Origin of the sequence: Mangrovimonas xylaniphaga (assembly GCF_001280435.1) — a bacterium.
Classification (GTDB): Bacteria; Bacteroidota; Bacteroidia; order Flavobacteriales; family Flavobacteriaceae; genus Mangrovimonas_A; species Mangrovimonas_A xylaniphaga.
In genome coordinates this window covers 245642-264602 of sequence record NZ_LBIP01000013.1, presented here as the reverse complement: position 1 = coordinate 264602, position 18961 = coordinate 245642, and the positions used below count along the sequence as shown (strand labels likewise).

The following is an 18961-nucleotide window of genomic DNA, read 5'->3' as shown; positions in this document are numbered from 1 at the left end:
ATGCTGATAGTGACATGTATAACGATTGAAGCTAGTTGTTTAGGGCGCAAAAGTACTGAAAATTAGATGAACAGCAAAAAAAAGCGACTAAATGCTGGATATAATTATCAGTAATTAACATATACCCATCCGGCGATGTCTTTATAGTTAGGATCATTTAAATCTAAAATGTAATAGTAGGTTCCTACAGGCATAAGATTGCCAACATTATTTAAGCCTCTGTTAGATCTACCTTCCCAAGGAGTTGTATTGTTGCCTTCAAAAATTAAGACACCGTTTCTGTTAAAGATTTTTAGTTTATGTTTTTCAAAGATATCATAAAGGCCTTGAATATTAAACCAATCATTCAAACCATCTGAATTGGGAGAGAACCCTTCTGGAATAAAAGGGGGGCAATTTTCAACTAAAATATCAAAACTGTAAATGGTGTAGCAATAATCGTTTTCAACTTTAACAAAAATTGTTTGGGGGTTAATGATATTGGAATAATTATTGGTATTGAAAATTTCATTTTCCCTATTTTTTAGATCTTCCAAGGAAGTATAAAATGAATAGGTTTCAGAATTTAGAGGTAAACTTTCGAGTATTTCTTCTAAGTTGAAATAGGCTGTGTCAAATCCTTCGTCACAGGCCACGTTTGTCTGTAAGACTTCAGGAGGAGGAACGATTAACAGTTCAATATAAGTGTTTTCCGTATTGTTTTCTTCATTCAGTTCTGTAACAATTCCCGAGTTTACACCGGTGTCATCAACAGATAAAGTTAGGATAAAATCATCTTCAACGCTTTCGGGTATAAGTATTGTGATAGTGTTTGATTCTGAACCATCAATAGGAATGTTGTTAAGTGTATAGCTTTGACCTACTAAAACCGAATTGGCATATAAGGCTATTGGCGTATTGGCAGGAAGGATGTCTGTTGATTTGGTATTGAAAACCGTATAGGTAATTTCAATACCCCTATCATCACATTCTAAAGTGTAGCTATCTAAGGTAATTTTAGCATCTGGAAGCTGATTGTTTAAAACTGTGATGATATTATTGATTATTACAAGGTCTTGGCCTGAAGTGAGCTCTATGATTGCGGAAGAATCTCCTATGGCGATGTTATTTTTAAGATTGTAAACATCAATATCCATGTTGTACAAGTTTGATGAACCTGTAAAGCTGTTTGTACCATTGAAGGCATTGTTGGGAGGGTTTAAAGGAGGATTTCCTATAACTTTTCCATTGATTGTTAACTGTTCACTGACAGCTAAAGAAGCATCACCTTCCCATGCAATGAATCCTATTTTTGAACCTTCATTGTCCAGAACATTTAAGTTATCTAACTTAATGCTTAGCATATCAGGAACACTTTGCAAGCCGTCATAAACGTTTAGTTGATTTAGAGGGAGATTGTTATCCTTAAATATGATTACAATGGCCCAACCCGCAAAGTTTGTGCCCGTAGGACAATATGATGGAATTTCTTTGGAAACATCAAGGTCTGATATATTATATTCTCCAGAACCATTTTCCAGAAATATTGAAGTGACATCTGTAAAAGCTGCAAAAAAGGCTAATTCAGAGTCATTATTAGAAAAAATGTTTGAAAATTTTCGTTCAGCTATAATATCTATATCATTAACTTTAATCTCGAAATCTCCAGGTCCACTTCCAGCCCAATATAAATAGGCAGCAATAATATTTTGGTTCGGATTTAAATTTAAAGATGCGGAAGAAGAGGTTAAAATTTCACAAGGGTCATCAGTACCATTTTCTACAAGATTAAGGGTGTTTCCAATGGCTGTATAGTCGTACCGTCCATTAAATTGCTTGTATAATGAAATATCTTGTCCAAAGCAGTAGGTGTTATAGCAGAAAAGTATGAGGCAATTTAGTAATTGTTTACTTCTCATAGGTCGGCTTTAAGTTGTTAATTTAGTGAAATTTAACTAAAATACTATAGTTTTAAAGTAAAATGACTAGTGAAAGTTCGGCCATCTTCCAATGTTACTGAAAACCAATAATCGTTAGAAGGCAATGGTTTGCCATTAAATGTGCCGTCCCAACCAGAACTTAGAGGGGTAAGTTCTTTAACTAGTTGACCATACCTATCGAAAATGTAGATAGTGCTATTAGCTTGAAATTGTGGGCTAATACCTTTCACTTGCCAGAAATCATTATACCCATCTCCATTTGGGGTAAAGAATTTTGGAAAACCAATAACGGAAACTGTTTTTTCTGTTATCCCACAACCGTTTTTATCCCTGACATAGGCGGTATGAAGCCCTGCTTCTATGTTGGTAAAAGTAGGACTATCTTGGTAAGGTCCATCAATATCCTCTAAAGCAAATTCATAGTCCCCATCACCAGTCACAAACACAGTAATAAGGTTGTTCTCAGAAGCATCAATTACTTCAATGGATTCTATTGTGGCTGTATTAGAGGGTAAGACTGTAATAATACGCTTCTTAAAGCATCCTAATGTATTGGAAACTCTTACAGTGTATGTGCCAGGGGAATCTACAATAATGGATTCTGTGGTTTCACCCGTAGACCAAGTGTAATTGTAGTTTAGAGGTAAGCCATCAATAACACCGCTAGTAAGGGTTAAAGTTTCTGGATGTAAATTGAGGCAATAAAAGGTTTCATATTCTGTTTCAAGATTAGGGAGTTCTAAGACTTCAAGTAAGACCTCTGAAATACCATAGCATCCATTATTAATTTCCACCCGCGCAAAGATAGTTTGAGAATAAGGTATTGAATTGGTAAAGTTGTCTGGTAGCGGATCTGTTTTTAAGAGGGCATCTTGATAAGTTTCGTAAAATTTTAAATCCAAATTAGAAGGAAGTCCATTTAAAATTGCTTCGGAAGCATCACTGAGAATAAAATTATAAAAGCCATCTTCTGTACCATCATTATCACAGACTTTCAGAATTGTACTGTTGGTAGAAGTTGTACTGACTTCTATCGTTAAGATTGCGGTATTGGTACATCCAGTATTGGTATCGGTAATCTTAACAAAGATGTTTTGGGGATTAAGGGAATTATTGAATTCCTCTGGATTGAGGATAGTGTTGTCTGAAGAAATGTCAGACTCGGATAGGAAGTATTGAATTGTTCTATTTGGAGAACCTCCGGTAATAATTTCTTCAGCTTCGGTTAAATTGAATAAGGTTAATCCATCTGTCTTAGAATTCTCATCACATTGGATTAAAGAGGTATCATTAGCTACAGGAATTGGATTTACAATAAGGTAACATGAAGTTATTATCTTACAATCAGGATTGAAAGGGTCTTCAATCCTGATAAAAATTTCCTGGGAATCAGGAACTGAATTAAAGTATTCTGCAGATAGATTTTTATTTTCGCTTTCGGCATCATCGAGTGTTTCATGATAGGAAACTTTTAAGTTTTGTTCTTCGAACCCTTGAATGATTTCGTTAGTAATAATTCCCAGGTCAAAAATTGTTTGCCCATTGGTAGCATCCCCATCTTCTATATTATCACAACTTTCCAAATCTGAAGGAGGGTTGAAGTCAGGGCTGGGATTTACTTTTAAATTGAATTCCCCCAAAGTGTAACAATTTGTGATAGTATTGGTGATTCTGAAATATATGGTTTGCGGATTCCTTTTGTTGGTATAAATGCCTCCTAAAGAAAAGGCTTCTCCAATATTGGCATCACTTTCATTTTCGTAATAACTAACGGTTGTATTAGTTTGTTTTCCAATAATAGCGGTTGAATTGGCTTCAAGATCAAAAGTGGCAAGTCCGTCATCAAAAGGAAGGAGGTCGTCACAGGTCTCCATATTTAAATTAATATTTGAAACTACTTGGTTGGTAGGAGGTTCATAAAATTCAGCTGTTCCAGTCCATTCCAAACTAAATGGGCTAACTCCTATAGGCCTATCTATTACGATATAGTAGGTGTCTCCTGTATTGACATTTAATTGTTTAACAAAGCTGTTCCCGTCAGGGCCTGGTCCTTCTGAAGTGTCTGATTCAGTTGCATTCATACCTGTAGTATTGCTACTCAGGTTGGCATTTGATGGATTTGTGGTAGAGCACCTTATGGCTTGTCCCAAGTTGTCACACGATACATTGGGGCCAAAAACAAAAAAATCATAATCCTCAGAAATATTTGTGCTATTTGGAGTTAAGGTAAAGCCCAATGTCCCATTCGTTGTTACTGTAACTTTTAGCCAAATACTATTGTTCTCTTGTCCACTACAACTATTTGAGCTGAATAGTTCTTGGATGCCCACACCATTTACGTTCAGATTGAGATTGGAGTTGCCACATATTGTCACCGAGTCGAAACAGTCTGTAGGTTCTTGTGAAAAAGTATTTCTGAAAAATAGTAGTAATATTAAGGTTAACAGTAAGTGTTTCGGGGTATTATTCATAAAGTGTAGTTATCGTTTTAAAGTAAAATGACTGGTATAAGTTCTTCCATCTTCTAATGATACAGAAAACCAATAATCGCTTGTAGGTAGAGGTTTACCGTTTAGGGTTCCATCCCAACCGGAACCAAGAGGTGAAAGCTGTTTCAGTAGTTTGCCATAACGGTTATAAATATAAATGACGCTATTGGATTGAAATTGTTGGCTAATACCTTCAACTTGCCAAAAATCATTGTGTCCGTCCCCGTTTGGAGTGAAAAATTTTGGAAACCCAATAACTGAAACTATTTTTTCTTTTATTCCGCAACCGTTTTTATCCCTAACATAAACAGTATGAATCCCTGCTTCCACATTGGTGAAAGTTGGACTATTCTGATAAGGTCCGTTAATGTCATCTAAAGCATATTCATAATTGCCATTACCGCTAACAAATACTGTGATATGGTTGTTTTCTGTCGCATCTATCACTTCAATGGATTTAATAGAGGCTATATTGGAAGGGAATACAGTAATGCTACGTTCTTTAAAACAGCCAAAGGAATTTGTAACTCTTACGGTGTAAATGCCTGGTGCGTCTACTTTGATGGAGTCTGTGGTTTCTCCTGTTGACCAATTGTAATTGTAGTCACTCGCCAAGTCATCAATAGCCCCTCCGCTAAGGGTTATTGTTTCAGGATATAGATTAACACAATAATAGGTTTCTGCCTGGGTTTCTACTTTCGGAAGTTCTAAAACTTTCAATAAAACCTCAGATATTCCATAACAAGCATTGTTATTTTCTACACGCACAAAGATAGTTTGAGAATAAGGTGATGTATTAACAAAATTGTTTGGTAGTTCATCTATTTCTAAAAAGGCGTCTTTGTAGGTTCCATAAAAGTTTAAATCTAAATTAGAAGAAAGCCCATTTAAAATCCCTTCGAAAGCATCACTTAGTGTAAAACTGTAAAAGCCATCTTCTGTACCATCGTCATCACAGGCTTCTAAAATTGTATTGTTAACAATGGTTGTGCTGACTTCCAAAGTTAAGTGTGCAGTATTAGTGCAGCCTGTATTGATATCCGTGACCTTAACAAAGAGGTTTTGAGGATTAAGAGAATTGTAAAATTCCTTAGGGTTAAGGATGGGATTGTCAGAATCAGCATCGGCTTCAGAAAGAAAGTATGCAACATTTCTATTTGGAGCACCACCGGTAATAGATGCTTCAGCTTCGGTTAAGTTGAATGTTGTAAGGCCTTCTGGAGAGGTAATCTCTTGACATTGGGTTAAAGAAGAGTCAAAGGCACTAGGTGCTGGATTTACTGTTAGCAAAAACGAGTCAGTATTGTAGCATTGGGGAGTGAGTTTATTTTCAATTCTAACAAAAATTTCTTGAATGAAGGGTGTTGTATTAGAGTAATTTATTGATAATGGAAAGGCATCGGTGTCAGCATCATGTTGAGATGGATGAAATGTGATATTATACAATGAAGGATCTTGATTTCCATATATTCCATTATAGAGACTAGATAAATCCATAGAGACAATACCATCTGATGGATTAGATTGGAAGTCCTCATCGCAAATAGTGATGTCATTTAAAATCTCAATAGTAGGCGTGATATTTACTTCAACGAAAATAGAAGTCGTATCGTAGCAATCAGGATTATTGTTATTATGGACTCTAATAAAAATCTCCTGAGGGTTAGTTTTGTTGCTGAATGGAAATTCAATTTCATTTGAATTATTTTGAGCGTCCTCAAGAGTAGTAAAATAGTGAGCGCTGAATTTTGTAGGATCTTGAGAGCCTAAGACATCACTGTTTAATTCTGAAAAATCAAATGTTGAGATTATATTTAAGTCACAAGCAACAATATCCTCAGGTTGGTGAGCTTCAGGCATGGTATTATAGCTTACAATAGCCTCTCCAATTATGGGACAATCTCCATTGTTTGGCTCAATATACACTTCATAAAATCCAGGGGTGTCTATCAATAATTGATAAGTGTTTTCTATTAATGCTTGCCCATCCTTTGTCCAATTATATGTAGCTCCAGAAATATCCTGTGAAGTAAGAGGGTAAGAATCTCCTTCGCAAAGAGAAAGTTGGGTGGTACTTTTTCCATTTTGTATAATATCAATTTCTGTGTTGAACAAGGATTGTATAAAAGGGGGCAGGCCAATTCGGCTCAAATTTTTAAATCCACCATTAATATCCAATAAGATTCCCTTTTCATCATAATTGGCCGCTGTACCATTGGCATCTGGATTATGGATAATACCTAGATATTGAGCAGATGAATTTTGGTCTTCATAATTTAATTGGGCTCTATATATCTTCTTGTCAATTCCCAATTGTAGGGCTCCAGACGTTAGTTTATTGGAGGAGTGGATAACTATTTGTGAATTAGGGATGTTGGCTGCTTCCAAATTCCATTGAATAAGTTGGGTGGTACCTGATCCATCTGCTCCTCTGCTAATAGTAGCATAGAGCTTTTTGTTTTGAGATGAGAATTCCAATCCATAAGGGCTGTTGTTGTTAGTGGGTGAGTATAGCTCCATGGAGTTGGTTACTTCCCCTGTTTCATTGTTGAAGTCAAATAAATATACCCCGCCGCCGGCCTCCCCTGCAAGTTCAGTTGCAAAACCGAAGTGGGCGACAGCCAACTTGCTTCCGTCAGGAGAAGCTTTTAAGTAACCAATAGCATTTCTACGATACCCATATATTGGGACGTTTGGTCCAACAACAGATATTACGGGTTTGGTGTTAACACCATTGTCATCAACTTTAAAAGCATAAAAGCTATCTGTAAAATGGGTAATTACCCAAAATGATAAACAATCATCAGCTTTTACAGCGGTAATTTTTTCAGAGCACTTAAAATCCACTTCATCTGAATCATTAATGTCATAAGTAATCAATTGAATGTTTTTTTCTGAAGGATTCACATCTCCAAGTCCTCCATTCAAGGACATGTCCACTAGAGAGTACATAAAGCCATCATTAACACCATCTCCATCTTGATTGTTTGGAAAAACTGAGGAATTGAAATGATGTGGTTCATCTACCGTAAAAATATAATAGAAATTAGGATCTTGAGGTTTAGGAACAATTAATCCAGAAGAAGTGCTGGAAGCATCCCCTTTTAGCCCTGTTCCAAATAGTTCATTGGCATTGCCCATAGGCTGGTGTATGGCATTCCAAATTGTTCTTCCATCTGAATAAAACAAAAGGTTGCCATCGGAATCTGAAATAGAAGTACAGCCTTCCAAAGTGCTCAATTGCCCATTTGTTAAAGGGGTAACGGCTCCCGTAGCTCCATTAAAGTGCAAGCCTGCATTCTGTCCAAAATACCAATTGGAAGCTTCGTTTTGCGAGAACACTTGAACAATACAGAGGAGGGAAAGTATTGGAAAAATTAATTTATATGTCATTTAGATAGCACTGGCTATCAAATATATTATAAATCTCGATTTTTTAATAATTTGTAGGATAAAATGACAAAAATGGCTGTCCACACTAAAACAATAACAATTTCATACCAGTGAACGGCATAGTCATAGGCCAAATCCATTTTTTCTGGAAATTTGGTCATCATGATGCGCTGAAAAGGCTGGTCGATGAGTTTGTACATGGACTTTAAGGGAAAGAAATTTTGAATCTTTTCGGCTAGTTCCATATTGGTTTGCCATACTAATAAACCAAACACAATCCATTCTAGAATATATAGAACGAATAGAAAAGCCAGGGCGAAAGCGGATCGTTTTACAAGCATTCCAAATAAGAGACATAAACTAAAGAAGCCAACCAATTTTACAAAGTAGGCCAATAAAAAGTTCGTTTCTCTAAAAATTATGGAAGCTTCTTTGTAACTGGAGTAATACATTCCTATACAAAAGGCTGCAACCCCAATTAAAATAGTTGCAAGCAAAGAGAAAAATACAATGGTATAAAACTTGGATAGAATGAACTCCTTTTTGCTCAATCCGTCAATCAGGTTTTGTTTGAGCGTTTTGTTGCTGTATTCATTCCCAATCATACTCACCACTACTATGGCAAAGAAAAACTTGAACTGTGAGGCAAAAAAAGTAGTGATATGCCATATGATAGGGAAGTTGAAGACACCTAATTCTCCCAATTCCAAAGTGAACAAGTTGAAAAAATTGATTTTAATCGATGACAAAATCAATACGGTAAAGGGTAAAATAAAGGAAATAAATATCAGAACTTTACTTACGTTGTTCAACAATAATTTTTGTAGTTCCAGATTTAAAAGACGTAACATAGGGAGGGTATTGGTTGCTGATTTATTTGTTGTCGGTAAGTTGTAGGAACTGTTCTTCTAGGCTTTCCTTACGTTTTACCAAATGCGATAGGGTGATGCCTTTTTCAAACATGAGTTTATTGAGAGTGGAGGCATCCATAGGCTCGTTTAAAAAAGCCGTGATTAGATCATTTTCGGTGGTAATTTTTCCGAAGGTCGGATTGGTTTCCAAAATGTTCAATAGCTGTGATTGCTCTGTGGCTTTTAGTTGAAAGAAACCATAACTATTGATCATCTCATCCACACGGCCGGAATATAGCTTGACACCTTTTCTAAGCACAACTACATGGGAACATACTTTTTCAACTTCATCCAATAGGTGGGAGGCCAATAAGATGGTAGTGCCATTAGCGGCAATACTTTTGATGATTTCCCTAATTTGATGGATTCCCTGTGGATCGAGACCATTGGTTGGCTCGTCCAAGATGAGAATTTCAGGATCGTTCAACAAGGCAGAGGCAATGGCCAAACGCTGTTTCATTCCTAAGGAATAGGTGCGAAACTTGTGATCCTTTCTATCCAACAAGCCTACAATTTCCAGTTTTTCCTCAATTTTTTCAAAAGGGACCTCTTTTATTTTACAGACCAATTTCAAATTTTGGTAAGCAGTCATATAAGGGTAGAAATTTGGACGTTCAATGATGGCGCCCACTTTTTTGAGGGCATTGTGTGTACTAATATTGCCGTCAAACCAATGAAAGTTTCCCGAGGTTTTGTTGACTACGTTTAAAACAATGCCCAAAGTGGTAGATTTTCCACTTCCGTTTGGGCCCAAAATGCCATAAACATTTCCTTTATTGATAGTAAAACTTAAATCTTGTACAGCTGTTAAATAGCCAAATTTTTTCGTGAGATTGGTGATCGTAAGGATTGGTTCCAAAGTTTTTGAAATTGAATGGTTAAAAATATGACGAGCATTGTTGGCTTTTGTTACAATGTATTTATAAAAGCCTTAAATTAGACTACTTTTATCATTATGGACGATTTAAAAATATCCAAAAAAAAGCCTTCCTTCCCAATAGGCAGTAAGTTACACAATTATTTGCAAGAGTATAACCGCAATATACGTTTGCCTATTTTTTATGAGGATTTGCTTCGGTTTCAAGGTTCAATAGTGGTGTATGATGCCCATGGCGAAGACACTCTTTGGGTACGTGTTTACTACAACGATTATGAGCGTGAAGAAATTGATTTAAGCCTAAAGCGGGTGTATTCCATTCTTATTTCCGATGGAAATGAAAACATCTTCAAGTACCTTAACATAGATGCTATTGATTATTGTACGTTCGGGAATTCCAAGCCATTTAGGGTGAAGGTTAGAAATGTACTTAATGATAATTACACTCATTTCTATGTGAAAAAGGCCGATGCTTCCAGAGTGTACGGTTTGGAGTTTGAGCATATGCTATCGCCGTACAGTCTGAATTTTTTGGTGTACAAGAATACTCTCATTGAAGAGCATATTGCGGGGATTCCTGGGGACGAATTCATCAAAAATATGTTGCCCGAGTGTTCCCATTCCGAAAAATCACAGATAGCCAAAGAGTTTGTTAAGTTCAATGAGCGCTGTATGATTAGATTATTGGGAGATATGCGTTCCTACAATTATGTTATTGTGCCCACCCACGATTTTGACCATGTAGTGTACAGAATTCGGGCGATAGATTTTGACCAACAGTGTTACGAAGGGAAATTTAATGTTTACAGACCACAGTTTTTTAAGGAGAATTTTAAAATGGTGGAATTGGTACGGGAGAAAATCCAAAACGAATCTATAGAACAGTACAAAGTTGAAGAACGCTCAATTGTGGCTCGACGTATGATTAGTTATCATGATAGGATTTCGGAGCTCTTGGAGTGCATGGAGGCAGACACCATATCCATTCCTGCGCACGTCCAGCAATTGGGGGAAGCTATTTATAAATATACCTTAGATGTGGAATTTAGACGTAGTGAAACGATGGGGGCTATCATGAAAAATGCCTTGGATTTCGTGAGGCGAAATTACCAAGGCATGAATATGAAAAATTTCTTTTAGCGTTTTTTAGTTCCAGTTTTCGTCGAAGTCCAGACTGTCATAGTCGTCTAGATCCAGATCATCATCAAATTCATTGAAGTCGTCCATCATGTCATCGGCTTCAAAGGCTTTTTCAGGAGCTTGGTCAGGGATTTGTCCATGAACGAACATTAAATTAGGATAATCCATGCCTTCGGCTTCTTCAACAATCTCGGCCAATTCCACAAAAAAGGTCCACATGCTCAAAAAGTCATACACGTAGATCAATTTCGTTTGTTTTTCATTGGCAATATCGTTGATACTGGTTTCGTTCATCAAGCGAACGGAGTTCATCCCATCACTCATATCGAACAATGAAATTTCTTCTCCTTGTTCCCAAGTATCATCACTTAAATAAAAGGAAGCCATTTCGTTTCCATCAAACCCAAAAGATTGGGTAATGGTATTGTGAAGGTCTTCTAAAGTATCTGTTTCGCGAATCTCCAAATCGCGAAATACATCATCTTCTGTATCGTTGTCTAGTATTATTCTAAATCTGTAAATCATGTTACAAATGTAATCTATTTTCGGTTATTTGGTGAATCTGTGAAGTGTAAAAGTCATGGTGCTTAATAGGAAAAAAGCACCTACTTGGTGGGCTACTCCTAACCAGATTGGGACATAAAATAGTAAGGTTAAAACTCCAAGTAAAAACTGCACTCCAACCAATACTACAAGTAAATTAACTCCTTGTTTTTGTTGTACTGTTAGAGCAGTTTTTCTGGCTTTGTTCCAAAGTATCACAATTAAAACAACCACGATATAGGCAAATGTTCGGTGTATAAATTGTATGCCGCTAGGGTTTTCTATCCAGTTTTTATAAAAGGGTTCTACGATATAAGCCGACTGGTGGATAAATTTGCCTTCATTCATTAAAGGCCAGTGATTATGTACTAAACCAGCTTTTAGTCCAGCAACAAAGGCTCCGTAAATTATTTGAACTATTAAAGCGATGTATGCGACAATAGTGATATTTCTAAATTTAATGTTGGCAGGTTTGCGTTCTGGGTAAATTAAATCCAGTGCCACCCATAGTGTGGCTGCAAAAGTTAAAAATGCGGTTGTAAGGTGAGCGGCCAATCTAAAATGGCTAACATCCGGCATATCTACCAATCCGCTTTTTACCATGTACCAGCCCAAAAATCCTTGAAAAGCGCCTAGTCCCATTAGGACAATACTCTTTTTTATCGTGGATTTGGTGAGTTGTTTGGTCACTAAAAAATACACAAACGGGATGAAAAATACCAAACCGATCACTCTACCGATCAGGCGGTGCAGCCATTCCCAGAAGTAAATACTTTTAAAATCGTCTAAAGTGAAATGCGAATTGTAATGTTTAAATTCAGGATGCTGTTGGTAGAGCTCAAAAGCTTCCTGCCATTCTGCTTCGCCAATGGGAGGAATAGTTCCGGTAATTAATTTATAGTTTGAAATTGAAAGTCCGGAGTCTGTAAGTCGGGTGATACCTCCAACAATTACCATGATGAAAATTAGAAAGCATCCTGTGAGTAACCAATAGATGACCTTTCTGTTGTCTTTAGTTGCGTTTGCCACGGTATGAGTGTTTACTGTTTTTTCGAAATTTGGTCTTTGCTAACAACTGCTTTAAGCCCCAAGCGTTCCCCTTCTTTTAGCATCAATTGGTAAGCTGCTTCGTGCTCATTTGGAATGTCGCCTTCCAAAATAGCTTCCTTGATAGTTTCCTTTATGATACCAATTTCTTTAGAAGGTTTTAGGTTGAAGGTTGCCATGATTTCTTCTCCCGAAACGGGTGGTTGGAAGTTCCTAACATGGTCGCGTTCTTCAACTTCCACAATTTTTTGCCTTACAATCTTAAAGTTGTTATGGTATTTTTTAAAGCGTTTTGGATTTTTGGTGGTGATGTCGGCTTCACAAAGCGTCATCAAATCTTCCACATAATCGCCTGCATCAAACACCAAGCGTCTTACCGCGGAATCGGTGACCATATCGCTGGCCAAAATGATAGGGCGAGAGCTCATAAACACCATCTTTTGAACAAATTTCATTTTATCATTCATTGGCATTTTGAGCCTTTTGAACAAATGGAACACCATTTTGGAGCCTTCAAATTCGTGCCCATGGAAGGTCCAACCTACCTTTTTGCTAAAACGTTTGGTAGGCGCTTTTCCTATATCGTGCAACAAGGCCGCCCAACGCAGCCAAACATTATCTGTGTTTAAGGAAATGTTGTCGACCACTTCCAAGGTGTGGTAAAAGTTGTCCTTGTGTCTTTGGCCTTCCACTTCATCAATGCCCTTTAGGGCCGTGAGTTCTGGAAGGATATAGTGAAGCAACCCTGTTTTTTCCAAAAGAAGAAATCCAATGGAAGGTTTTTCGCTTTCTAGAATTTTATTCAGTTCTGTTACAATGCGCTCTTTGGTAATGATGTTAATCCGTTCATTGTTTCGGCTAATGGCCTCCAAAGACTCTTTTTCAATTATGAAGCCTAATTGCGATGCAAACCTAATGGCGCGCATCATACGTAACGGATCGTCGCTATAGGTGATGTCTGGGTCTAAAGGTGTGCGGATAATTTTGGCTTCCATGTCCTTCAGACCATTAAAAGGGTCTAACAAATCTCCAAAACCATCTTCAGACAAATTTAGAGCCAAGGCATTAATGGTGAAATCTCTTCGGTTTTGATCATCTTCCAAAGTACCATCTTCCACAATGGGGTTGCGGCTGTGCTCTCGGTAGCTTTCTTTTCGGGCACCAACAAATTCAACTTCAATATCCTCATAACGCAACATGGCCGTGCCGTAGGTTTTAAACACCTGTACCTTTGGTTTGTTGGGCAATAATTGGGACACTTGTTTGGCCAATGCAATACCGCTGCCAACGGCTACGATGTCGATGTCTTTTTTAGAGTCTCTTTGTAGTATATAGTCTCTTACAAAGCCACCAATAACATAGGCGTCAATTTTTAATTCTTGTGCCGCTTGAGATACAATTTTGAACAGAGGGTGCTTGAGTGCTTCTTTGTAATTCATCAATGAAATGCCAGTTTTCAAAACCTCAATTTCTAGGTTTTATTTTGAAATTGATAGGTTGAAATTTAGGAGATTACTTCCTTATAATTTTAACTTCACCATCCTTACCAAGTTTAATAATGGAGGACGGTTTTGTTTTTGATTTTTCGCTGGGCAAATTTACAACATAGTCCACACCTTTTAAAATCTCTTCAGAGATTTCTTCGAAGGAAGTTGGGGTAGGTTGCCCACTGATATTGGCTGAGGTGGATACAATGGCACCGTTGAACTTTCTCAGTAACTGAAAACAGAAGTCGTTGTCTGGAATCCTAATGGCAATGGTGTCGTCGCTGCCCACGAGATTAGGTGCCAAATTTTGTGGTCCGTCATAAATTATGGTGATGGGTTGCCCTGGAATGTCAAAGAAGTCAGAGGCCGCAGCAGGGATGTCTTTGACGTATTTTTTGAGCATGCGCTCATCGGCGACCAAGCAAATTAAGGCTTTGGAATCGCTGCGTTGTTTTAGCTCATACACTTTTTGGACGGCCTCAGGGTTGGAGGCGTCACAACCAATGCCCCAAACCGTATCGGTTGGGTAGAGGATGGTTCCGCCTTGTTGAAGAATTTTGGAAGCTTCAATGGCTTCTTTTGTTATACTATTCATAATAAGAACTTAAAAAGCAAAGATAATCCTATTTGAATTACTATTTTTGTCCGCCCTAAAATTTCAAACATGAACTTTTTTAGAAAAAAATACTATCGCCTACTAACTAATTATCACAAGTCAACAGGAAATGAAGTTGGCTTTGCAAAAGCCTCCTATAAGTTGAAAAACAATAAGGAGCTTGACCTGCATAATCCTAAGGAATTTGTTGAGAAACTTCAGTGGTTAAAGTTCAACCTCTATGACGAATCTTATGGGAATTTTGTGGATAAATATGAGGTTAGAAAGTATGTAGAGGAAAAAGTTGGAAAGGAATACTTGATAGATTTGGTGGATGTGTATGACAATCCGGAAACCAAGGATTTACAGGACATGCCGGAGAAGTTTGTCTTGAAGGGCACCCACGGTTCGGGGTATAATATTATTGTCAAGGACAAATCACAAGTAGATTGGGACAAGACCAAAGTGGAATTGCAGGGCTTTTTGAGCAAAAATTATTACCACAAGTATTTTGAGCGTGTTTATAAAGATGTGCAACCTAGAATTGTAGCAGAGCACTATTTAGACCAATTGGACAGTGACAATATTATCGATTATAAGTTTTTCTGTATTCACGGAAAGGTAGAATGCATTTGGGTGAAAACCTTTGTGGATGGCAAGTACCGTAACTGTTACTACGATTTGAATTGGAAGAAAATAAGTCCAGATACCAATACGTCTAACTATTTGTCCAAAGAGGTCAAACGTCCAGACAATCTGGAGGAAATGATTGAGGTGGCCGAAAAACTATCGGAAGAATTTGTGTTTATTAGAGTGGACTTATACTCGGTAAAGAACAAAATCTATTTTGGGGAGTTGACTTTTTTCCCTTGGGGCGGATATAAAAGATTAACCGTTGAACACTTGAACCATAAGTTGGGCGAAAAAATAAAGCTTCCAGAAGATTCTATGACTTCATAGTTGCTTTGAGTTCTTCATAAAACTTTTTGGCAATGATTTCCTTGGTGAAATTTTCAACCAAAAACTGATAGCCGTTGGTGGTCAATTTCTTTTGAAGCGCTTCGTCCGCCAATAATTGTTCTACTTTATCGGCAAAATCGGTTGGGTTGCCAACTTCAGCCAACAACCCTGTTTCGCCATCAACAATAACTTCTGGAATGCCCCCGGCCTTGGCGGCAACAATCGGTACTTTGCAGGCATAGGATTCCAATAGGACGCCACCCGTAGGTTCGTTGTTGGAGGTAAACATGAATAAATTGAATTCTGGCAATATGTTGGGGATGTCCTTTCTAAAACCGGCAAAAATAATGTGTTCGCTCAGTCCTTTTTGGGAGACATAATTTCTAATATCTTCTTCTAAGCTTCCTTTTCCTACTAAGATATATTTTGCTTTGATGTTGTTTCGGTTCACTAAAATTTCAACCGTATCAACCCAAGTGTAGTGGTCTTTAAAGCCTGTAAATTCAGCAATGTTTCCAATAATTTTTAAGTCTTTTGGAATATTGAACTCCTCATGTAAAATACCTGTAGGCGCTTGTTTTGGGAATTTCTCTATATCGGTGATACTGCCCACAACACAAAACTTGTCGTGGTTTTTTACAGCCGGTTTTAAGGATTCAACCACCGGTTGCGACACGCAGATGATTTTTTCGATCCCATCATAATTGTATTTCCACTTTCTGAGAACATTGGTATCCACACGTTTTATAAGGGTTCTGCATAGCACCAAAGAGGTGTCAAGCCTATAGAATAATTTAGACATTACCGCCAAAGTGTGTGCCTTACTGCTGTGGATCAGCATGACATCTACGTGATGTTTTTCGCAAATACGTTTGATGTCTTTGGCTAGGCCAAGATCATATTCCTTTTTGTAGTTATAGGGGATGATTTGCATGTTTTTGCTAGAAGCCACTCTGTAAACCTCAGAATCTTCTGGGCACATGATCCACTGGTCTTCTACATATCCGTATTTTTTGAAAGCTTCATAGAGATAAATAATTTTTTGCTCATGTCCTCTCCATCCGTTCGATGCTGTAAACTGTATTAATCTCATTATTTTTTCAATTTATAAATCCCCAATCCTTTTTTTAGCGTTTTGCTCAGTAGTACGTACTTCACATAAAGTTTGTTTTTCAAACTAAGTGTCTTCCATTCCTTTTCAGGGATTAGATTTTGGCTTACAAATGCGTCTATCTCCTTTGAAACTACAAAATCAGATTTTATGGTTTTCCAATCCACGGCATCGTAACCATCAAACATGTTCACTTTGTTTTTTTCGTGGATTATGGACATCCACAAGCGCTCTTTGGTCACTTTAACTATGCGGTTCTCCGTTTTCCACATATTGTGGTCACTTTGCCAAACCGTCTTGAAATTCTCCTTCTTTTCAATAAGACTGATAAAAGGATTGAATACGTGTTCTTTTTTGCCCAACATGACCTCAGGAGATATTTGAAGCGAATAGCCCTTCACAATATCAATAGCCAAAAAGCTTTGTTGGTTGAATTGTTTCTGAACGGTATCTATGTAATACTTGCTGATGCAATCGTCATTATCTATTCTAGAGGTGATAATATAATCATCTTTACTGGCATCCTGTGTGATAAAATCCATGATGGATGGGTGAAAACTTACCATACCATCAATAAAAAAAGGTAGAATGATATCATGCCCTTTCAAAAGCTCATGGATCTGTTCCTTGAATTTATCTGATGTTGAATTGTCGAAGAAAATAAGCCACTTAAAATTTTGATTGCTTTGCGCCAAAATACTGGGAAGGCAAAAGTTTTCAAATAACCACATTCTATGTTCCATCCATTCGTCGGTAAGGAGGGTTTCATTATTTTTTGTGGTATTCCAACTAGGATTTTTAAGGTTAAATCTAGTTACGAGGTAGTGTTTAAACATCATTCAGGGTGTATTCGTGAGCAAAAATAATGTAAAATATTCATTCGATTTGGGTTGGGCTGTGTTAACTGTGATGAAAAGGCTACTTTTGTAGCGCGAAATATAGTTAAAATGCCTACAAAAATTGTCATCGATAAAAATGTAAATATATCCAAACCAATCCTTGAAGAGGCCTTGCAGCGTTTTGATTCTTCAGGGGAATTAATTGGGACTGGATATAGAAATGTGATTAAAACCTTAGATATAAATGGCATTCATTGTAATGTGAAGTCGTTTAAGGTGCCTAATTTAATCAACAAGATTGTCTACAATTTTTTTAGAAAAAGCAAGGCCCAACGTTCGTTTGAATACGCCAGTAAATTGCAGGGGATGGGCATTGGTACTCCAGATGCCGTCGCTTATGTTGAGCACAAAACACCTTTGTTTTTTAAGGAGAGCTATTACATTAGTAAGCAATTGGAATACGATTTTACGATTAGGAAACTTATTGATGAACCCATGTGCGAGGATTACGAACGTATTTTGAGGGAATTCACAAGGTTTACTTATGAGCTTCACGAAAAAGGGGTGCACTTTTTGGATCATTCCCCGGGAAATACCTTGATAAAACAAGTGGACGGTGAATTCCAGTTTTATTTGGTAGACTTGAACAGAATGCGCTTTGAAAAGATGGATTTGGATATGCGTTTGAACAATTTTGCGCGTTTGTCTCCCAAAGATTATATGTTGGATATTATTAGCGACGAATATGCCACATTGATTGGAGCGCCTAAGGAAGAAATCAAAGAAAAGATGTATTTTTTCTCAAAGAAGTTTTCCTCTGGTTTCAAGAAGAAGGAAGCCTTCAAGAAGAAGTACTTTTTTTGGAGGAAGAAAAAGAGCTAATCCTGATTTTTGTACAATTCCCGAAGTTTGGTATACTTTAAAAACGTGATGTTGGATGTTTGAATACAAATGACCAAGCCGTTTAAGCCATCCAAAAAACCTAATCTTAGCACATAGGATTTAAAAAAGGCCCATGTAGGGTTGAAGACTATTTTCCATAAGCTGGCTTTTTTGCCCAAATCAAAATAGGCTTTGGCGGCAATACTTGAAAAGTATTCTGTTTTTTGGTTGAATTCTGAATAGGTTTGATAGGTCCAGTGTAGCAAATCACCTTTTAATTTCCCCGCTTTTGCTTTTGTATCATGCAAGACGACATTGTCGTGTGGATTGATGCCTTTCCAAGACGCTTTTCTACGATCGAATACGCGAAGTTTTCTGTTGGGATACCAATCGGAATGCTTGATCCACTGTCCACAGAAATTATTGAAACGGTTGCAGTAATAGCCATCCCATTGCCAATTGTTTTTCAGCTTTAAAATGGATTCTCGAAGAGTGTCAGAAAGAGCCTCGTCACCATCCAAGGATACGATATAATCATGGGATGCCTGTTGAAGGGCAAAGTTTTTTTGTTCTATATATCCCAAGAATTGCTGTTCAATAAAAGTGACCTTGTACTTCTCACAGATGGCTTTAGTGTTATCGGTTGAAAATGAATCAACCACCACAATTTCATCCACAATACCTACCAAAGATTGTAGGCAGCGTTCAATGTTTCGTTCTTCGTTATAGGTAATAATTACCCCTGATAGTTTGAGCATGGTCACCAAA

General features: G+C 37.3%; 15 protein-coding genes. 3 read left to right on the top strand and 12 right to left on the bottom strand.

The features are described 5' to 3' along the window. Nucleotides 1–107 precede the first annotated feature (107 nt). The 5 genes from ZA06_RS01295 to ZA06_RS01275 are packed head-to-tail and all read right to left on the bottom strand — an operon-like array spanning nucleotide 108 to nucleotide 9571. Complete coding sequence (locus tag ZA06_RS01295; protein ID WP_053975607.1) at nucleotides 108–1898, bottom strand: gliding motility-associated C-terminal domain-containing protein; 1791 nt, start codon at nucleotides 1896–1898, stop codon at nucleotides 108–110. 44 nt (nucleotides 1899–1942) lie between these two features. Continuing rightward, nucleotides 1943–4390 (bottom strand): T9SS type B sorting domain-containing protein, encoded by a 2448-nt coding sequence (locus tag ZA06_RS01290; RefSeq protein ID WP_053975606.1) that lies wholly within the window; start codon nucleotides 4388–4390, stop codon nucleotides 1943–1945. A 9-nt stretch (nucleotides 4391–4399) separates the two neighbouring features. Next, nucleotides 4400–7801, bottom strand: a complete 3402-nt coding sequence (locus ZA06_RS01285; protein ID WP_053975605.1) for a T9SS type B sorting domain-containing protein — start codon at nucleotides 7799–7801, stop codon at nucleotides 4400–4402. A gap of 26 nt (nucleotides 7802–7827) precedes the next feature. Continuing rightward, entirely contained in the window at nucleotides 7828–8652 is an 825-nt protein-coding gene (locus ZA06_RS01280; protein WP_053975604.1) for an ABC transporter permease subunit, read from the bottom strand. Between the two features lie 22 nt (nucleotides 8653–8674). Beyond that, a complete protein-coding gene (locus tag ZA06_RS01275; RefSeq protein ID WP_053975603.1) occupies nucleotides 8675–9571 on the bottom strand; it encodes an ABC transporter ATP-binding protein in 897 nt (298 codons plus the stop codon). 93 nt (nucleotides 9572–9664) lie between these two features. On the opposite strand from ZA06_RS01275, the gene ZA06_RS01270 reads away from it, so the two are divergent. Continuing rightward, a complete protein-coding gene (locus tag ZA06_RS01270) occupies nucleotides 9665–10729 on the top strand; it encodes a hypothetical protein (RefSeq protein WP_205625699.1) in 1065 nt (354 codons plus the stop codon). 6 nt (nucleotides 10730–10735) lie between these two features. On the opposite strand, the gene ZA06_RS01265 is transcribed toward ZA06_RS01270, so the two are convergent. The 4 genes from ZA06_RS01265 to ZA06_RS01250 form a co-directional block, all read right to left on the bottom strand. Continuing rightward, a complete protein-coding gene (locus ZA06_RS01265) occupies nucleotides 10736–11254 on the bottom strand; it encodes an IS1096 element passenger TnpR family protein (protein WP_053975601.1) in 519 nt (172 codons plus the stop codon). 24 nt (nucleotides 11255–11278) lie between these two features. Continuing rightward, the gene (locus tag ZA06_RS01260) at nucleotides 11279–12301 is read right to left on the bottom strand and encodes a COX15/CtaA family protein (RefSeq protein ID WP_053975600.1); all 1023 of its coding nucleotides are present in this window, start codon (nucleotides 12299–12301) and stop codon (nucleotides 11279–11281) included. 11 nt (nucleotides 12302–12312) lie between these two features. After that, on the bottom strand, nucleotides 12313–13758 hold the full coding sequence (locus ZA06_RS01255; RefSeq protein WP_053975599.1) for a CCA tRNA nucleotidyltransferase: 1446 nt from the start codon (nucleotides 13756–13758) through the stop codon (nucleotides 12313–12315). 73 nt (nucleotides 13759–13831) lie between these two features. Beyond that, nucleotides 13832–14401: an L-threonylcarbamoyladenylate synthase gene (locus ZA06_RS01250; RefSeq protein ID WP_053975598.1), complete on the bottom strand. Its 570-nt coding sequence runs from the start codon at nucleotides 14399–14401 to the stop codon at nucleotides 13832–13834. 69 nt (nucleotides 14402–14470) lie between these two features. Between ZA06_RS01250 and ZA06_RS01245 the strand changes: the two genes are divergently transcribed. Continuing rightward, nucleotides 14471–15361 (top strand): ATP-grasp fold amidoligase family protein, encoded by an 891-nt coding sequence (locus ZA06_RS01245; protein ID WP_053975597.1) that lies wholly within the window; start codon nucleotides 14471–14473, stop codon nucleotides 15359–15361. Here the strand turns inward: ZA06_RS01245 and ZA06_RS01240 are convergent. Both ZA06_RS01240 and ZA06_RS01235 read right to left on the bottom strand, forming a co-directional pair. Beyond that, nucleotides 15348–16454, bottom strand: a complete 1107-nt coding sequence (locus ZA06_RS01240; protein ID WP_053975596.1) for a glycosyltransferase family 4 protein — start codon at nucleotides 16452–16454, stop codon at nucleotides 15348–15350. The genes ZA06_RS01245 and ZA06_RS01240 overlap by 14 nt on opposite strands. Then, complete coding sequence (locus ZA06_RS01235) at nucleotides 16454–17311, bottom strand: glycosyltransferase (protein ID WP_053975595.1); 858 nt, start codon at nucleotides 17309–17311, stop codon at nucleotides 16454–16456. The genes ZA06_RS01240 and ZA06_RS01235 overlap by 1 nt, the downstream gene beginning before the upstream one ends. Nucleotides 17312–17419: 108 nt before the next feature. Between ZA06_RS01235 and ZA06_RS01230 the strand changes: the two genes are divergently transcribed. After that, nucleotides 17420–18193 (top strand): lipopolysaccharide kinase InaA family protein, encoded by a 774-nt coding sequence (locus ZA06_RS01230; RefSeq protein ID WP_053975594.1) that lies wholly within the window; start codon nucleotides 17420–17422, stop codon nucleotides 18191–18193. Here ZA06_RS01230 and ZA06_RS01225 read toward each other — a convergent pair. Next, entirely contained in the window at nucleotides 18190–18951 is a 762-nt protein-coding gene (locus tag ZA06_RS01225; protein WP_053975593.1) for a glycosyltransferase family 2 protein, read from the bottom strand. The genes ZA06_RS01230 and ZA06_RS01225 overlap by 4 nt on opposite strands. Nucleotides 18952–18961: the final 10 nt, after the last annotated feature.

Bases quoted from the DNA above. Each gene is read 5' to 3' on its own strand.
- ZA06_RS01295 (WP_053975607.1), bottom strand. From the start codon at position 1,898: ATGAGAAGTAAACAATTACTAAATTGCCTCATACTTTTCTGCTATAAC.
- ZA06_RS01290 (WP_053975606.1), bottom strand. From the start codon at position 4,390: ATGAATAATACCCCGAAACACTTACTGTTAACCTTAATATTACTACTA.
- ZA06_RS01285 (WP_053975605.1), bottom strand. From the start codon at position 7,801: ATGACATATAAATTAATTTTTCCAATACTTTCCCTCCTCTGTATTGTT.
- ZA06_RS01280 (WP_053975604.1), bottom strand. From the start codon at position 8,652: ATGTTACGTCTTTTAAATCTGGAACTACAAAAATTATTGTTGAACAAC.
- ZA06_RS01265 (WP_053975601.1), bottom strand. From the start codon at position 11,254: ATGATTTACAGATTTAGAATAATACTAGACAACGATACAGAAGATGAT.
- ZA06_RS01255 (WP_053975599.1), bottom strand. From the start codon at position 13,758: ATGAATTACAAAGAAGCACTCAAGCACCCTCTGTTCAAAATTGTATCT.
- ZA06_RS01250 (WP_053975598.1), bottom strand. From the start codon at position 14,401: ATGAATAGTATAACAAAAGAAGCCATTGAAGCTTCCAAAATTCTTCAA.
- ZA06_RS01245 (WP_053975597.1), top strand. From the start codon at position 14,471: ATGAACTTTTTTAGAAAAAAATACTATCGCCTACTAACTAATTATCAC.
- ZA06_RS01240 (WP_053975596.1), bottom strand. From the start codon at position 16,454: ATGAGATTAATACAGTTTACAGCATCGAACGGATGGAGAGGACATGAG.
- ZA06_RS01235 (WP_053975595.1), bottom strand. From the start codon at position 17,311: ATGATGTTTAAACACTACCTCGTAACTAGATTTAACCTTAAAAATCCT.
- ZA06_RS01230 (WP_053975594.1), top strand. From the start codon at position 17,420: ATGCCTACAAAAATTGTCATCGATAAAAATGTAAATATATCCAAACCA.
- ZA06_RS01225 (WP_053975593.1), bottom strand. From the start codon at position 18,951: ATGCTCAAACTATCAGGGGTAATTATTACCTATAACGAAGAACGAAAC.